Source organism: Curvibacter microcysteis, from assembly GCF_028649455.1.
GTDB classification, from domain to species: Bacteria; Pseudomonadota; Gammaproteobacteria; order Burkholderiales; family Burkholderiaceae_C; genus Curvibacter; species Curvibacter microcysteis.
Genome location: NZ_JAQSIO010000004.1, coordinates 541,175 through 556,347 on the forward strand (window position 1 = coordinate 541,175; position 15,173 = coordinate 556,347).

Consider the following 15,173-nt stretch of genomic DNA (forward strand, 5'->3'; position numbering starts at 1 on the left):
GAAGGCAGGCGTAACGTTCGGCCATGTTCATCAGCCGCGAGAAGTCCATGAAGTCGAACCTGTCTTACGTTCAGCCCAGCGTCACCAGCCCCTGGGGCACTTACCTGTCGCAAGTCGACCGCGTCCTGCCTTACCTCGGCGATCTGGCCCGTTGGTCCGAGACCCTGAAGCGCCCCAAGCGCGCCCTGATCGTGGACGTTCCCATTGAGATGGACGACGGCCGCATCGCCCACTTCGAGGGCTACCGCGTGCAGCACAACCTGTCGCGCGGCCCCGGCAAGGGCGGCGTGCGCTTCCACCCCGAGGTGACACTGGAAGAAGTGATGGCCCTGTCGGCCTGGATGACCGTCAAGTGCGCGGCCGTCAACCTGCCTTATGGCGGCGCCAAGGGCGGCATCCGTGTCGACCCCAAACTGCTGTCGCAAAAAGAGCTGGAAAAGGTCACGCGCCGCTACACCAGCGAGATCGGCGTCATCATTGGCCCGCAGCAGGACATCCCGGCCCCGGACGTGAACACCAACGCCCAAATCATGGCCTGGATGATGGACACCTACTCCATGAACACCGGCGCCACCGCCACCGGCGTGGTCACGGGCAAGCCGATCCACCTGGGCGGCTCGCTGGGCCGGGTCAAGGCGACGGGACACGGCGTGTTTGTCACCGGTCGTGAAGCCGCACGCCGCATTGGGCTGGACCTCAAGGGTGCCCGCGTGGCCGTGCAAGGCTTTGGCAATGTGGGCTCGATCGCGGCTGAACTGTTGGCCGAAGCCGGTGCCCGCATCGTGGCAGTGCAAGACCACACCGGCACGATTTACAACGCCCATGGCCTGGACCTGACGCAGCTGATCCCGCACGCCAAGCAAAACGGCGTGGCGGGCTTCCGCGGCGGCGACCGCATTGGTGACGAAGACTTCTGGGACCTGAAGACCGACATCCTCATCCCGGCGGCCCTGGAAGGCCAGATCACCGCCAGCCGCGCCCAGCGCATCCAGGCCCGCCTGGTGCTCGAAGGCGCCAACGGCCCCACCGTGCCCGAGGCCGACGACATCCTGGCCAGCCGCGGCGTGCTGGTGGTGCCCGACGTGATCTGCAATGCCGGGGGCGTGACGGTCAGCTACTTCGAGTGGGTGCAGGACTTCTCCAGCTTCTTCTGGGACGAGGACGAGATCAACCAGCGCCTGGACCGCATCATGGTCAATGCGCTCAACCAGATCTGGGACACCGCCGACAAGCACCGCATCACCCTGCGGACCGCCACCTTCGCCGTCGCATGTGAACGCATCCTGACCGCTCGCCAAGAGCGCGGTCTCTACCCCTGAGGCGGACCGCTCCGCGCCCGGGGCTCTGAAAGGGCTTGCCAAGCCCAGGCACTGCCGCTGCAATGGACCCCACGAAGGCGATGGCGCCTTCCTGGGGGAGCGCGCACATGGCAGAGCAAGGGGCAGACCACTGGGATGTGTTGATCGTGGGGGCCGGTCTGTCCGGCATCGGGGCCGCCGTGCACCTGCAGCAGGCCAGCCCCGGGCAGCGCTGGGCCTTGCTGGAGGCGCGCAACACCTTGGGCGGCACCTGGGACCTGTTCCGCTACCCGGGTGTGCGCTCCGACTCGGACATGCACACCCTGGGCTACCGCTTCAAACCCTGGACCGACGCCCAGGCCATCGCCAGTGGCCCAGCCATCCTGCGCTACCTGCAGGACACCGTGGCCGAGCACGGCCTGGCGCCTCACATGCGCTACGGCCAGCGCGTGCGCCGTGCCCGCTGGCGTGACGACGACGGGGTCTGGCATGTGGATGTCCACGCCACAGAAGACGCTCCGCCACGCCACTGGCGCTGCCGCTTCCTGATCCTGGCCTGCGGCTACTACCGCTATGACCAGGGGCACCAACCCGACTTCCCGGGCCAGGCGCAGTTTGAAGGCCGCCTGGTGCACCCGCAGCACTGGCCAACCGACCTGGCCGTGCGGGGCCAGCGTGTGGTGGTGGTGGGCAGTGGAGCCACCGCCATGACCCTGGTGCCCGCGCTGGCGCAGCAAGGCGCCCAGGTCACGCTGCTGCAACGGTCACCGACCTATGTGGTGTCGCGGCCCTCGGTGGACCGAATGGCCCAGGCCTTGCAGCGCCACCTGCCCGCGCGCCTGGCCCACGGTCTGACGCGCTGGAAAAACATCTTGTTGGGCCAGTACATCTACCGCCTGGCCCGGCGGCGCCCGCAACGCCTGCGCACCCTGTTGCAGCGAGGCGTGCGCCACGCCCTGGGGCCTGACTTTGATGTGGAGCGCCACTTCAGCCCGCGTTACGCCCCCTGGGACCAGCGCCTGTGCCTGGTACCTGACGGCGACCTGTTCAAGGTGCTGCGCCGGGGCCAGGCCCAGGTGCTGACCGACGAGATCGCCACCTTCACCGCCCACGGCCTGCAGCTGCGCAGCGGACAAACGCTGGAAGCCGATGTGGTGGTCAGCGCCACCGGGCTGGAACTGCTGGCCTTTGGGGGCATTGAACTGGAGGTCAACGGCCAGGCCATCCACCCCGGCCAGAGCCTCAGCTACCGAGGCCTGATGCTGGCTGGTGTGCCCAACCTGGTGTACGTGATGGGCTACACCAACGCCGCCTGGACGCTGCGCAGTGACCTGGTCAGCCAGTACGCCTGTCGCCTGCTGCGCCACATGCACCAGCAGCAGCTCAACCGCTGCATGGCCCCCATCCCGACGCCCTGGCCGGCCACTGCAGGCTGGGCCGATTTCAGCTCGGGCTACATCCTGCGCTCGCTGGACCAGTTCCCCCGCCAGGGTCACGACAGCCCCTGGCGCGTGCGGCAAAGCTACCTGCACGAGCTGCTGAGCCTGCGCTGGGGCCGACTCAACGATGGGGTGCTGCGTTTTTCCTGACGGGGTGAAGGGCCCCCCGAGCGACCCCGCATCCCCCAATGCAACGCCCATGAAAAAACCCGCCACCAGGGCGGATTTCAGGGGCTTTGCAACCTGGCCCCGCCAGCGGCGGGTCCAGGCGGGGGGCAGCCTCAGGCCTTGACGGTGGCCAGCGCGGCGTTCAGGGTCGCGCTCGGTCGCATCACGGTGTCGAGCTTGTCGAAGTCGGGCTTGTAGTAACCACCGATGTCGACCGGCTTGCCTTGCACAGCGGCCAGCTCGGCCACGATGGCTTGTTCGCCATCGGCCAGGGCCTTGGCCAACGGTGCAAACTTGGCGGCCAGGGCTGCGTCTTCGGTCTGCGCGGCCAGCTCCTGAGCCCAGTACAGGGCCAGGTAGAACTGGCTGCCACGGTTGTCCAACTGACCGGTCTTGGGCGACGGGTTCTTGTTGTTGTCCAGCAGCTTGCCGGTGGCGGCGTCCAGGGTCTTGGCCAGCACCTTGGCTTGCGCATTGCCGGTCTTGATGCCCAGGTCTTCCAGGCTCACGGCCAAGGCCAGGAACTCGCCCAGCGAATCCCAGCGCAGGTGGTTCTCTTCCACCAGCTGTTGCACGTGCTTCGGAGCCGAGCCGCCAGCGCCGGTTTCGTACATGCCGCCACCTGCCATCAAAGGCACGACCGACAGCATCTTGGCCGAGGTGCCCAGTTCCATGATGGGGAACAGGTCGGTCAGGTAGTCGCGCAGGATGTTGCCCGTGGCGCTGATGGTGTCCAGACCGCGGATGACGCGTTCCAGGGTGTAACGCATGGCGCGCACTTGGCTCATGATCTGGATGTCCAGACCCGTGGTGTCGTGCTCATGCAGGTACATCTTGACCTTGGTGATGAGCTGGGCTTCGTGCGGACGGTAAGAGTCCAGCCAGAAGACCACCGGCATGCCGGAATTGCGGGCGCGGGTGACGGCCAGCTTGACCCAGTCGCGGATGGCGGCGTCCTTGACCTGGCACATGCGCCAGATGTCGCCGGCTTCCACGTTCTGGCTCAGCAGCACTTCGCCAGTGGCCAGGTCGGTGATGTTGGCCACGCCGTCTTCGCTGATTTCAAAAGTCTTGTCGTGCGAGCCGTACTCTTCGGCTTGCTGAGCCATCAGACCCACGTTGGGCACCGTGCCCATGGTCTTCGGATCGAAAGCGCCGTGCCACTTGCAGAAGTTGATGATTTCTTGGTAGATGCGGGCGAAAGTCGACTCCGGCATCACAGCCTTGACGTCCTTCAGGCGGCCGTCAGCACCCCACATCTTGCCGCCGTTGCGGATCATGGCGGGCATGGAGGCGTCCACGATCACGTCGTTGGGCGAGTGGAAGTTGGTGATGCCCTTGGCCGAGTCGACCATGGCCAGCTCCGGACGGTGCTCGTGGCAGGCGTGCAGATCGCGCTTGATTTCGTCTTGCTTGGACTGCGGCAGGGTGGCGATCTTGTCGTACAGATTGGCCATGCCGTTGTTCACGTTCACGCCCAGTTCTTCAAACAGCTTGGCGTGCTTTTCGAACGCATCCTTGTAGAAGATCTTCACGCAGTGACCGAACACGATGGGGTGCGACACCTTCATCATGGTGGCCTTCACGTGCAGCGAGAACATCACGCCGGTCTTGTGTGCGTCTTCGATTTCTTTTTCGTAGAACTCGACCAGCGCCTTCTTGCTCATGAACATGCTGTCGATGACTTCACGGTCGAGCAGGGAGACCTTGGGCTTGAGGATGACGGTCTTGCCACTCTTGGTGATCAGCTCCATCTTCACATCGCGGGCGCGGTCCAGGGTGAGGGACTTTTCGCCGTGGTAGAAGTCGCCAGCGTGCATGTGCGAGACATGCGAGCGCGAAGCTTGGCTCCACTCGGCCATGCTGTGCGGGTTCTTGCGGGCGTATTCCTTGACGGCCTTGGGCGCGCGGCGGTCCGAGTTGCCTTCACGCAGCACCGGGTTCACAGCCGAGCCCAGGCACTTGTTGTAGCGCAGGCGGATGGCCTTTTCTTCTTCGGTTTGCGGTTGCTCCGGGAAGTCCGGCAGCTTGTAGCCCTTGGCTTGCAGTTCGCGGATCGCCGTCACCAATTGGTTTTGCGAGGCGCTGATGTTGGGCAGCTTGATGATGTTGGCGTCGGGCTGCAGCGTCTTCTTGCCCAGCTCGGCCAGGGTGTTGGGCACGCGCTGGTCTTCACTCAGGAACTCCGGGAACTCGCCCAGAATACGGCCAGCCACCGAGATATCAGCCGTGGTGACCTGGATGCCGGTCGGGCCGGTGAAGGTGCGGATGATGGGCAGGAAAGCACTGGTCGCCAGCAGCGGTGCTTCGTCGGTCAGGGTGTAGATGATGGTGGGTTGCTGCGTGCTCATCGCTGATCTCAAGAATGGGTAATGAAAGGCCGTCGGCTGGTTCTCAGACCGGCAGTCATGCTTGGATATTGCCTGATTTTGCTTGCGGTCGTCTGACCCCAAGCTGATTTTTGCAACGCGATTTTACAATGCAAAAACCGACCCGACGCGGGCTGGGGTGACCGGGGGCCAGGCAGCGCAAATCATCCCCCGATCGCCGCCCGACAGCAAGGCGGACGACCCGCATTCACCGCTCCAAGGCCATGCTGCACGGCCAGGGCGGCACCTCACTGGAAAGACCATGACGCAAGACAACACCGTGCTGAACGGCCCAGGCCCTCGCCCCCTCCAACGCTGGCTGCGCGCCTACGGCGCCGCCTTGCTGGGGCTGTGCGTGCTGGACGGCCTGTGGCTGGGCTGGGCCAGCGGGGACCTGTACCAGGTGCTGCAGCCCTGGCTGGGCCCGGTGCGCTGGGGCCCGGCCGCCCTGTTTTACCTGGGCTACCCGGCGGGCCTGGTCACGCTGTGCCTGGGGCCGCGCCCGGCCCACGTCCGGGTGGCCGCGCTGCGGGGGGCGCTGATGGGCTTGATGGCTTACGGCACCTACGACCTCAGCAACCTGGCCACGCTGCGCGATTGGCCGCTGGGCTTGAGCCTGATCGACCTGCTGTGGGGCACGGCCCTGTCGGCCGCCCTGGCCACGCTGGGCTACTGGGCGCAGGGCCTGGGCCTGAGCCGCTCAGGCCAGGAACAGTGACTGCAGGTCGCTCAGGAAGTCAAAGCCGCGTTCGGTGGGTTTGACGCGCGCGAAGTCGCGCTCGATCAGGCCCTTGCGCTCGGCCTCGTCCAGACCAGCGGCGATGGCGCTCAGCGGCAGGCCGGTGCGGTCGCTGAAGTCTTGCAAGGCAAAACCCTCGCGCAAGCGCAAGGCATTGAGCATGTACTCAAACGGCAGCTCGCTGCGCTTGACCTCGTTTTCCTGCGCGATGGCCTGGCCCGCCAGGGCGCGCTCCATGTACAGGCGCGGCTCGCGCACCCGCACCTGGCGCAGCACGCGGTGGGCAAAGCTCAGCTTGCCATGCGCGCCCGCGCCAATGCCCAGGTAGTCGCCAAACTGCCAGTAATTGGTGTTGTGGAAGCAGCCATGGCCAGGCTTGGCATAGGCCGACACCTCGTAGCGGCCCAGGCCGGCCAAGGCGGTGCGTTCGGTGATCAAGTCCAGCATGGCGTAGGCGGTGTCGTCCTCGGGCACCACGGGCGGGAACTTGGCAAAGTAGGTGTTGGGCTCGATGGTCAGGTGGTAGACCGACAGGTGCGGGGGCGCCAGCGCCAGCGCCGTGTCCAGGTCCTGTGCCAAGCCGGCCAGGTCCTGCCCGGGCAAGGCGTACATCAGGTCCAGGTTGAAGGTGTCAAACGAGGCCGCTGCTTCTTCCACCGCGGCCAAGGCCTGGGCCCGGTTGTGCACCCGACCCAAAGCCTGCAGGTGGCCGTCGTTGAAGCTCTGCACCCCCACCGACAGGCGCGTCACGCCGGCCTGGCGGAAGGCGCGGAAGCGGTCTTTCTCAAAGGTGCCGGGGTTGGCTTCCAGGGTGATCTCGCAGTCGGCCTCCAGGCGCAGGCGCGCTCGCAAACCGCTGATGAGCTGGTCAATGGCCTCGGGCGAGAACAGGCTGGGCGTGCCCCCGCCAATGAAGATGCTGTGCACCGAACGGCCCCAGATCAAGGGCAACGAGGCCTCGAGGTCGGCCATCAGCGCGGCCAGGTAGCGTTGCTCGGGCGGCGAGGCGCTTTGGCCGTCATCGCCCTTGAACTCGTGCGAGTTGAAGTCGCAGTAAGGGCACTTCTTCAGGCACCAGGGCAGGTGCACATACAACGACAGCGGCGGCAAGGCGCTCAGGCTCAGGGTGCCGGGACGCATGTAGTGCTGGGGGTCGAGCGGGGCGCTGCTCACAGGCAGCCCTCCGGCAGCCAGCGCTCGCGCATCAACTGCAGCATCTGCTGCGCGGCGCGGCCTCGGTGGCTGTTGGCGTTCTTGACCTCGGTGGGCAATTGGGCAAAGGTCTGGCCGAACTCGGGTATGAACATCACGGGGTCAAAACCAAAACCGTTGTCACCCACCGGCTCCTGCGTGATCTGGCCCACCGCGCGGCCGACGGCAATCAGCGGCTCGGGGTCTTCAGGCGAACGCACGGCCACCAGGGTGCTGACCAGGGCCGCACGGCGCTGGCTCTGGCCCTTCATTTGCTCCAGCAGGGCGCGGACATTGTGGTCGTCGCCCTTGGGGTAGCCGAACTGGGTGGCGTAATAAGCCGTGTCCACGCCGGGCAGACCGCCAAAAGCGTCCACGCACAAGCCGGCATCGTCGGCCAGCGCGGGCAAGCCACTGTGCTGAGCGGCATGGCGGGCCTTGGCCAGGGCGTTTTCCACAAAGGTGCGAAAGGGTTCGGCCGCTTCGGGAATGCCCAGTTCACCTTGGCGCAGGAGCGCAATGCCCAAGGGGGCGAACAAGGCCTGCAGCTCGGCGAGCTTGCCTTGGTTGTTGGAGGCCAGGACCAGTTTCATCGGGTTCTCACATCAGGGGTCAAAAAGGCGTCGGATCAGGCCGCCGCCAAAGCGTTCTTTTGCAGTTGCACCAGCTCGGCGATGCCTGACTCGGCCAGGGCCAGCAGCTGGTCCATCTCGTGGCGGGTGAAGGCCACGCCTTCGGCCGTGCCCTGCACTTCCACATAGTGTCCCGCACCGGTCATGACCACGTTCATGTCGGTGTCACAGGCCGAGTCTTCGGTGTACTCGAGGTCGAGCAGGGGCGTGCCTTGCACGATGCCCACCGAAATGGCCGCCACGTGGTCGCGGATGGGCGAGGCCGTGATCTTGCCCGCGGCCAGCAAGCCGTTGACCGCGTCTTGAGCCGCCACAAAAGCGCCCGTGATGGCCGCGGTGCGGGTGCCGCCATCGGCCTGCAGCACGTCGCAGTCGAGGTGCAGGGTGCGTTCGCCGAGCAATTGCAGGTCAAACACCGCACGCAGGGAGCGGCCGATCAGGCGCTGGATTTCTTGCGTTCGGCCGCTTTGCTTGCCACGCGCCGCCTCACGGTCGCTGCGCGTGTGGGTGGCGCGCGGCAGCATGCCGTATTCGGCGGTGACCCAGCCAGCACCGGTGCCGCGCTGGTGGCCCGGGACTTTTTCTTCGACCGAGGCGGTGCACAAGACCTTGGTGTGACCGAACTCGATCAGCACCGAGCCTTCGGCATGCATGGTGTAGCGGCGCGTGAGGCGCACTGGGCGCAATTGCTTGGCCGTGCGTTGCTGGCTGCGGACAAAAGCGGAGGCGATGGGGGTGGTCATGGGTTCATCCTGTCTTCAATGGAGCTCTTGCAGAGCCTGTGCGGTGGCGCCCGCCAAGCGGTGGGCAAGCGCCCTCTCCGGGGCCAGCCGCCGAGCGAGGCCAGGGGACGGCGGCTCGACCGCAGCAGCCCCCAACTCAGTTCTTGCGCGCTGCCGAACGCCGAATGGCCTCGTTGATCTCGGCAATCGAGCGCTCGATGGCCGCGTCGTCCAGGTCGTCCACCAGGTTGTCGAGCACGCCCGACTGGATGGTGGAGGCGAACACCCCTTCATGGATGCTGTCGGTGGAGATGCCCCGGGTGGACTCGAAGGTGTCGGGGGTCTCCCACTCCAGCGCCACGGCCGTGACGTTGTCGCTGTTATCACCGGCCTTGCGCAGGGCGGACTCAACCAACTCAGGCACGGCTTCAGCCACCGGAGCCCGGCTGAGCTGGTGCACGATTTCATCCTCGCTGACGCTGCCCCACAAGCCGTCCGAGCACAGCAAAATCTTGTCACCCTGCTGCAGCAAGGCTGGGCCGGCCAAATCGAACACCGGCTTGGTGGGCGACCCCAGGCAGGTGAACAGCACGTTGCGGTTGACGCGGTCGGGCAAAGTCAAACCGGGGGTGCGGTGCTCCATGTAGGAGTGGTCGCGGGTGCGGGTCAGCAGCTCGTTGTCGCGCACCAGGTAAAGGCGCGAGTCACCGCAATGCACCCAGCTGGCGCTGCCGCTTTGCAGCACCCCTGCGACCAGGGTGGTGCGCGGTGTGTCCAGCATGCCCTGGTCGGCCGCGTAGCGCAGGATCTGCTGGTGCGCGGCCATCAGCGCGTTGGACAGGAATTCGCTCACATCGGCCAAGCGGGGCTTGGCCTCGCGCTGGAACAGAGCCGAGATGGTTTGCAGCGCCAGTTGCGCCGCCACCTCGCCCTCCGGGTGCCCGCCCATGCCGTCGGCCAGCACGAACAAGGCCGAATCCCGCGTGTAGCAGTAGCCCATGCGGTCTTCGTTCTTTTCTCGGCCACCTCGGCGGCTGACCTGGAAAACGGAGAATTTCATTTGGGTTTGGCCCCCATGTCAGTGGCCTCACGCCCGGTCTTCTTCTTCGTGTCAGACACCAGGGTGTCGAACTGCAGGCGCACCTTCTCGCCCACGGTCAGCTTGGTGTAGCGGCGCTCGCCTTCGCGGCTGAGCTCTTTTTGCAGCGCGAACACCGACTGCGGGCGCGACAAGGGGTCCAGCGCCATGCACCACTCGACCACCTCGATCAAGTTGTCCGAGTACACCCCGCGCAAACGCGACAAGGCCAAGGAGAGCCGGTCTTTTTCCAGCCGCTGCGGCGCCTCGTTGGGCGGGTAGCCCTGCATGCAGGCGTAGATGCAGGCACCGATGGCGTAGATGTCGGTCCAGGGGCCCATGGAGGCGTCACGCCGGTACATCTCAGGGGCGGCAAAACCAGGGGTGTACATGGGGCGGATGAAGTTACCCTCTTTGGACAGCACTTCGCGCGCCGCGCCAAAGTCGATCAGCACCGCTTTGTTGTCATCGGTGATGAAGATGTTGGCGGGCTTGATGTCCAGGTGCAGCATCTTGTGCTGGTGCACGATGCGCAGTCCGCGCAGCACCTCGTCAAACAAGGAGCGGATGGTGGACTCGCGGAACACCTTTTGCGTCTTCAAGTCGCGCGCGGTGATGATGAAGTCCTGCAGGGTGGCGCCCTCCAGGTAGTTCATCACCATGTAGACGGTTTCGTTCTCACGGAAGAAGTTCAGCACGCTCACCACCGAGGGGTGGGAGATTTGCGCCAGCGAACGACCTTCTTCAAAAAAACTCTTCAAACCCAGCCGGTACAAAGACAACTTGTCGGCCTGCACCTTGGGCAGCAACTCGCCCGGGGCGCGCGTGGCCAGCGAAGACGGCAGGTACTCTTTGACCGCGACCTGCTGCCCTTCCATGTCCAAGGAGAGGTAGACCACACCAAAGCCGCCCGCAGAGAGGCGTCGCACCACGCGGTAGCCACCGATCACGGTATCTGGTGGGAGTGGCGCCGGTTTGACCTTCGACATGGGTGAGAGACGGGACGGCAGAGCATCCAGGCGGGATAATCCGCAGTATTGAAGTTACGTGAAAAAGTCCAATGCCAGTTTACAGCATGACCGGTTACGCCACTGCCCAACAGGAAGTGGCCCCCTCCGAGACCGGCGGCGACGCCAAAAGCGCCAGCGCCACCCGCATCGGGCTGGAAATCCGCTCGGTCAACAGCCGCTTCTTGGACCTGAGCTTTCGCCTGCCCGAAGAGCTGCGCCAGCATGAGCCCGCCCTGCGCGAGCTGCTGAACGCCAAGCTCAAACGCGGCAAGGTGGAAGTGCGCGCCGCCCTGGAGCAGGAAAACGGCGGAGGCCTCAAAGAGCCCACCACGCGCCAGCTGCAAAAACTCAATGCCATGCAGGACAACATCCGCGCCTGGCTGCCCCAGGCCGCGCCGCTGAGCGTGGCCGACGTCATCCGACTGGGGGGCAGCGAGGCGGGCACCGTGCAAACCACGGGCGAGCAAATTCAAGCCCTGGCCGCCAAAGCCATCAAGGAGCTGATGGCGGCGCGCCAGCGCGAAGGCGCTCGCCTGTCGACCATGCTGCTGGACCGCATCGCCCAACTGCGCGCCTTGGCCGCCCAAGCCGTGCCGCTGGTGCCCCAACTGGTGGAACAGCAGCGTCAGCGTTTTCTCGAGCGCTGGAAAGAGGCCATGAACCTGGCCGAGGGCGCCACCGCCCCCGAAGCCGCTCAGGACCGGGCCCTGTCCGAAGCCACGGCCTTTGCCATCCGCATCGACGTGGCCGAAGAAATCACCCGCCTGGACTCCCACCTCGACGAGCTGGAGCGCCTGCTGAGCAAGGGGGGCGAGCTGGGCAAGCGCCTGGACTTCCTGATCCAGGAACTGCACCGCGAAGCCAACACCCTGGGCTCCAAATCCGCCGCCATGGAGCTGACGCGCATCAGCGTGGACATGAAGGTGCTGATCGAGCAAATGCGCGAACAAGTGCAGAACATCGAGTGATCTGCACCGTGGCCCCGCCTGGGGCCACGGACCTCACAGGCCCGAGAAGTCGGGGCGGCGCTTTTCCATGAAGGCCGTGAAGGCCTCCTTGGCTGCCGGCTCTTGCAGCATGCGGCCAAAGCTGGCGCCCTCTTCCGTCATGCGCTGGGCCACCAAGGCGGCTTGGCCGCCCTTCATCAGGCGCTTGGTCTCGATCAAGGAGCTCAGCGGCTTGGCCGCCAGCTTCTTGGCTACCAACTGCGCCACACCATTGGCTTCGGTCGGCGGCACCACGCGGTTGACCAGGCCGACTTCCAGGGCGGCTTCGGCCATGAAGGGCTCGCCCAGCAGCAGCGCCTCGGCAGCGCGGTGGTAACCCAGCATCTGCGGCACCAGCAGGCTGGAGGCGGCCTCCGGGCACAGGCCCAGGTTCACAAAAGGCATCGAGAACGCCGCGTTGTCACCCGCGTAAACCAGGTCGCAGTGGAACAGCATGGTCGTGCCGATGCCCACGGCCGGACCGCAGACCGCCGCCACCACCGGCTTGGGGAAGGCCGCCAGGCCGTGCAGAAAACGGAACACCGGCGAGTCCATGCCCGCGGGCGGCTTGTTCAGGAAGTCACCAATGTCGTTGCCGGCACTGAAGATGGTGAGGTCGCCCTGGAACACCACCACACGCACCGCTGCGTCCGCCTGAGCGGCCACCAGCGCGTCGGCCATGCTGGCGTACATCGCTGAGGTGATGGAGTTCTTCTTGTCGACGCGGTTCAGGGTGATGGTGGTGACACCGGCTTCGGTGTGGACCAGGATGTCTTGGCTCATGCGGCCTCCTTGGATGTGAGTGGGGTGGGGGTGAATCGGGCAGGAACGAGCAACAGCAGGCCAGCGACCGAGGGGCCGCGCCTGGCCACTCACTCCTTGAAGTACACGACTTGGTGGGTGCTGACCAGCAACTGGCCCGCCTGGTTCCAGAGCTGGGCGGTCTGGTCAAAGAAGCCGTTGCGGAATTCTTGCGCGCGGGCCTGACCCAGCAAATAGCCGGGCCCTGTGGCGGCCAGTTCGGCCAGGCCCACATGGAAATACGTGGTGATGGACACCGTGCCTGCGGGCACCCGGGTGGCGCGGCGCAGCCAGACGCGGGGAAAGAAGATGTCGGCCATGGCCGCCAGAGCGCAGAAGTCGAGCGGGCGTGGTGGCTGGTCGCGCATCCACAGCTGGGACAGGCTGCTGTCGCCCGAGCCGTCCCACTGCTGCGGGATCACGCCGGCCACCGGCCGCATCTCATAGCGGTTGATCCACTCCACGGCGCGCGCCAGGTCCAGGCGGGGCACTTCCTCGGGTGGGGGCACTTGGGGCATGGGCGCGTCGGACACGCTCCAGGTCTCGCGCCGCGCCGCCGTCACGGCCGTGGCCGTGGTGCACACCACCGGCTGGCCATCGGCGTCTTTTTGCAATTGCGTGATGACCCAGTGCTGGGTCGAGCGGTTGGTGCGCACCGGTTGCGCCTGCACTTCGAACTCACCCGCACTCACCGCGCCCGCGTAATTGACCGTCAGCGACAGCGGCTCGCCCAGCAGGTCGGGGTGGCGCAGCACCGCCTCCAGCAGCGTCGCCGCGGTGGTCCCACCAAATGGGCCCACCATGTTCCAGTAGGCCGGGCTGGACTGCCCCGTGTAATGCCCTGCAGCCGAAGCCGAGGGCGCCAGTTTCAGCGCGGTATCAAGCGGATGTGAGCTCATGCGTGCAGTGTCAGACAGGTTCAAAAAACAGACAGTCGAATTGGCGACGCCGGATGTTAAGCCGAGCAGAGCCGACCTGCCCCGGAACCCGCGCCCACCCCGCACTCAGGGGCGTAGCGGATAGGTTTCAGGTCAGCCGGACGGAGCACAGCAACCGAGGCGGACTCACCCAAAAAACGCTGCGCCCCAGCCAAGCGCCCGAAAAAGCACCCATCGCGCCGCAAGCCCCCCGCGACAGCCTGAAGGGCGTAGCGGATGGGTGTCAGGCTAGGCGGACGGAGCGCAGGAACCGGAACGTACTTCCTGTACGTGAGGATTCCGAGCACCGCCCAACGACGCATGGCGCCCATCCGGTAGCCAGCCCCCCAACAGCGGCCTCGAGGGCGTAGCGGATGGGTGTCAGGCTAGGCGGACGGAGCGCAGGAACCGGAACGTACTTCCTGTACGTGAGGATCCTGAGCACCGCCCAACGACGCATGGCGCCCATCCGGTAGCCAGCCCCCCAACAGCGGCCTCGAGGGCGTAGCGGATGGGTGCCAGGCTAGGCGGACGGAGCGCAGGAACCGGAACGTACTTCCTGTACGTGAGGATTCCGAGCACCGCCCAACGACGCATGGCGCCCATCCGGTAGCCAGTTAACAACGTTCGAAGATGCCGGCGGCGCCTTGCCCCATGCCCACACACATCGTCACCATGCCGTACTTCAACTGGTGCCGCTGCAGCGCATGCACCACGGTGGCCGAGCGGATCGCGCCCGTGGCGCCCAGCGGGTGGCCCAGGGCGATGGCGCCCCCCATGCGGTTGACCTTGGCCGGGTCCAGGCCCAGGGTGTTGATGACGGCCAGCGATTGCGCGGCAAAAGCCTCGTTCAGCTCGAACCAGTCGATGTCGTCTTGCTTCAGGCCCGCATAGCGCAGCGCGGCAGGAATGGCCTCGATCGGGCCGATGCCCATGATGTGCGGCGGCACGCCCTTGCTGGCGAAGCTGACAAAGCGCGCCAGCGGCTTGAGGCCGAAGCGCTTGACCGCGTTGCCGCTGGCCAGGATCAGCGCGCCGGCGCCGTCCGAGGTTTGCGAGCTGTTGCCCGCCGTCACCGAGCCGCGCGCAGCGAACACGGTCTTGAGCTTGGCCAGGCCTTCGAGCGTGGTGTCAGGGCGGGCGCCCTCGTCCAGGCTCACGGTGCGGGTCTTCAGGCTGACCTCGCCGGTGGCCAGGTCGGGACGGCGTTCGGTCACCTCGATGGGGGTGATTTCGGCCGTGAATTCGCCGGCCTGCTGGGCCTTGAGGGCCTTCAGGTGCGACTGCAGCGCGAACTCGTCTTGCGCTTCGCGGCTGACCTTCCATTGCTGGGCCACCTTCTCGGCGGTCAGGCCCATGCCGTAGGCAATGCCCACGTCGCCATCACGCTCGAAGATGCTGGGCGACAGCGAGGGCGAGTTGCCCATCATGGGCACCATGCTCATGCTTTCAACGCCCGCGGCGATCATCACCTCGGCCTCGCCAACGCGGATGCGGTCGGCGGCCATCTGCACCGCAGACAGGCCCGAGGCGCAGAAACGGTTCACGGTGATGCCCCCCACGCTGGTGGGCAGGCCCGCCAGCACGGCCGCCACGCGGGCCACGTTCAGGCCTTGCTGGGCTTCGGGGATGGCGCAGCCGCAAATGATGTCTTCGATGCTGGCCGGGTCGAGGTCCGGCACCTGGGCCAGGGCGGCCTTCAGGGTGGTGGCCAGCAGATCGTCGGGCCGGGTGTTGCGGAAGAAGCCGCGGTGCGAACGCCCGATGGGCGTGCGCGTGGCAGCAACGATGTAGGCGTCCTGGATGGGGTGGGCCATGGTGAA

Annotated in this window: 13 protein-coding genes; 4 read left to right on the top strand and 9 right to left on the bottom strand. The window is 66.0% G+C overall.

Annotated elements, in window-relative coordinates; translation table 11 throughout:
* Window positions 1-47 precede the first annotated feature (47 nt).
* On the top strand, window positions 48-1,319 hold the full coding sequence (locus tag PSQ39_RS13955; protein ID WP_273927490.1) for a Glu/Leu/Phe/Val family dehydrogenase: 1,272 nt from the start codon (window positions 48-50) through the stop codon (window positions 1,317-1,319).
* Window positions 1,320-1,426: 107 nt separating this feature from the next.
* Entirely contained in the window at window positions 1,427-2,887 is a 1,461-nt protein-coding gene (locus PSQ39_RS13960) for a flavin-containing monooxygenase (RefSeq protein WP_273927420.1), read from the top strand.
* Between the two features lie 131 nt (window positions 2,888-3,018).
* Here the strand turns inward: PSQ39_RS13960 and PSQ39_RS13965 are convergent, their stop codons facing one another.
* Window positions 3,019-5,256 (bottom strand): NADP-dependent isocitrate dehydrogenase, encoded by a 2,238-nt coding sequence (locus PSQ39_RS13965; protein WP_273927421.1) that lies wholly within the window; start codon window positions 5,254-5,256, stop codon window positions 3,019-3,021.
* 280 nt (window positions 5,257-5,536) lie between these two features.
* Here PSQ39_RS13965 and PSQ39_RS13970 point away from each other — a divergent pair, with 280 nt between their 5' ends.
* Entirely contained in the window at window positions 5,537-5,992 is a 456-nt protein-coding gene (locus tag PSQ39_RS13970) for a DUF2177 family protein (RefSeq protein WP_273927422.1), read from the top strand.
* Here PSQ39_RS13970 and hemW read toward each other — a convergent pair.
* The 5 genes from hemW to PSQ39_RS13995 all read right to left on the bottom strand — a co-directional run bounded on the left by hemW (window position 5,975) and on the right by PSQ39_RS13995 (window position 10,625).
* Window positions 5,975-7,153, bottom strand: coding sequence for a radical SAM family heme chaperone HemW (hemW, locus tag PSQ39_RS13975; protein ID WP_273927491.1), 1,179 nt, complete (start codon window positions 7,151-7,153; stop codon window positions 5,975-5,977). The two genes, PSQ39_RS13970 and hemW, sit on opposite strands and share 18 nt — an antisense overlap.
* A 29-nt stretch (window positions 7,154-7,182) precedes the next feature.
* Window positions 7,183-7,797, bottom strand: a complete 615-nt coding sequence (gene rdgB, locus PSQ39_RS13980; protein ID WP_273927423.1) for an RdgB/HAM1 family non-canonical purine NTP pyrophosphatase — start codon at window positions 7,795-7,797, stop codon at window positions 7,183-7,185.
* A gap of 35 nt (window positions 7,798-7,832) precedes the next feature.
* Window positions 7,833-8,579, bottom strand: a complete 747-nt coding sequence (gene rph, locus PSQ39_RS13985) for a ribonuclease PH (RefSeq protein ID WP_273927424.1) — start codon at window positions 8,577-8,579, stop codon at window positions 7,833-7,835.
* Between the two features lie 136 nt (window positions 8,580-8,715).
* Window positions 8,716-9,618 (bottom strand): PP2C family protein-serine/threonine phosphatase, encoded by a 903-nt coding sequence (locus PSQ39_RS13990; RefSeq protein ID WP_273927425.1) that lies wholly within the window; start codon window positions 9,616-9,618, stop codon window positions 8,716-8,718.
* Window positions 9,615-10,625, bottom strand: coding sequence for a serine/threonine protein kinase (locus PSQ39_RS13995; RefSeq protein WP_273927426.1), 1,011 nt, complete (start codon window positions 10,623-10,625; stop codon window positions 9,615-9,617). The genes PSQ39_RS13990 and PSQ39_RS13995 overlap by 4 nt, the downstream gene beginning before the upstream one ends.
* A 71-nt stretch (window positions 10,626-10,696) precedes the next feature.
* Here PSQ39_RS13995 and PSQ39_RS14000 point away from each other — a divergent pair, with 71 nt between their 5' ends.
* Entirely contained in the window at window positions 10,697-11,614 is a 918-nt protein-coding gene (locus PSQ39_RS14000) for a YicC/YloC family endoribonuclease (protein ID WP_273927427.1), read from the top strand.
* Between the two features lie 33 nt (window positions 11,615-11,647).
* On the opposite strand, the gene PSQ39_RS14005 is transcribed toward PSQ39_RS14000, so the two are convergent.
* The 3 genes from PSQ39_RS14005 to PSQ39_RS14015 all read right to left on the bottom strand — a co-directional run bounded on the left by PSQ39_RS14005 (window position 11,648) and on the right by PSQ39_RS14015 (window position 15,167).
* Window positions 11,648-12,415 carry an enoyl-CoA hydratase gene (locus PSQ39_RS14005; RefSeq protein WP_273927428.1) on the bottom strand — a complete coding sequence of 256 codons (768 nt, stop codon included), beginning with the start codon at window positions 12,413-12,415 and terminating at the stop codon, window positions 11,648-11,650.
* A gap of 89 nt (window positions 12,416-12,504) precedes the next feature.
* The gene (locus PSQ39_RS14010; RefSeq protein ID WP_273927429.1) at window positions 12,505-13,332 is read right to left on the bottom strand and encodes an acyl-CoA thioesterase; all 828 of its coding nucleotides are present in this window, start codon (window positions 13,330-13,332) and stop codon (window positions 12,505-12,507) included.
* Window positions 13,333-13,967: 635 nt separating this feature from the next.
* Complete coding sequence (locus PSQ39_RS14015; protein WP_273927430.1) at window positions 13,968-15,167, bottom strand: acetyl-CoA C-acyltransferase; 1,200 nt, start codon at window positions 15,165-15,167, stop codon at window positions 13,968-13,970.
* Between the last annotated feature and the right edge of the window lie 6 nt (window positions 15,168-15,173).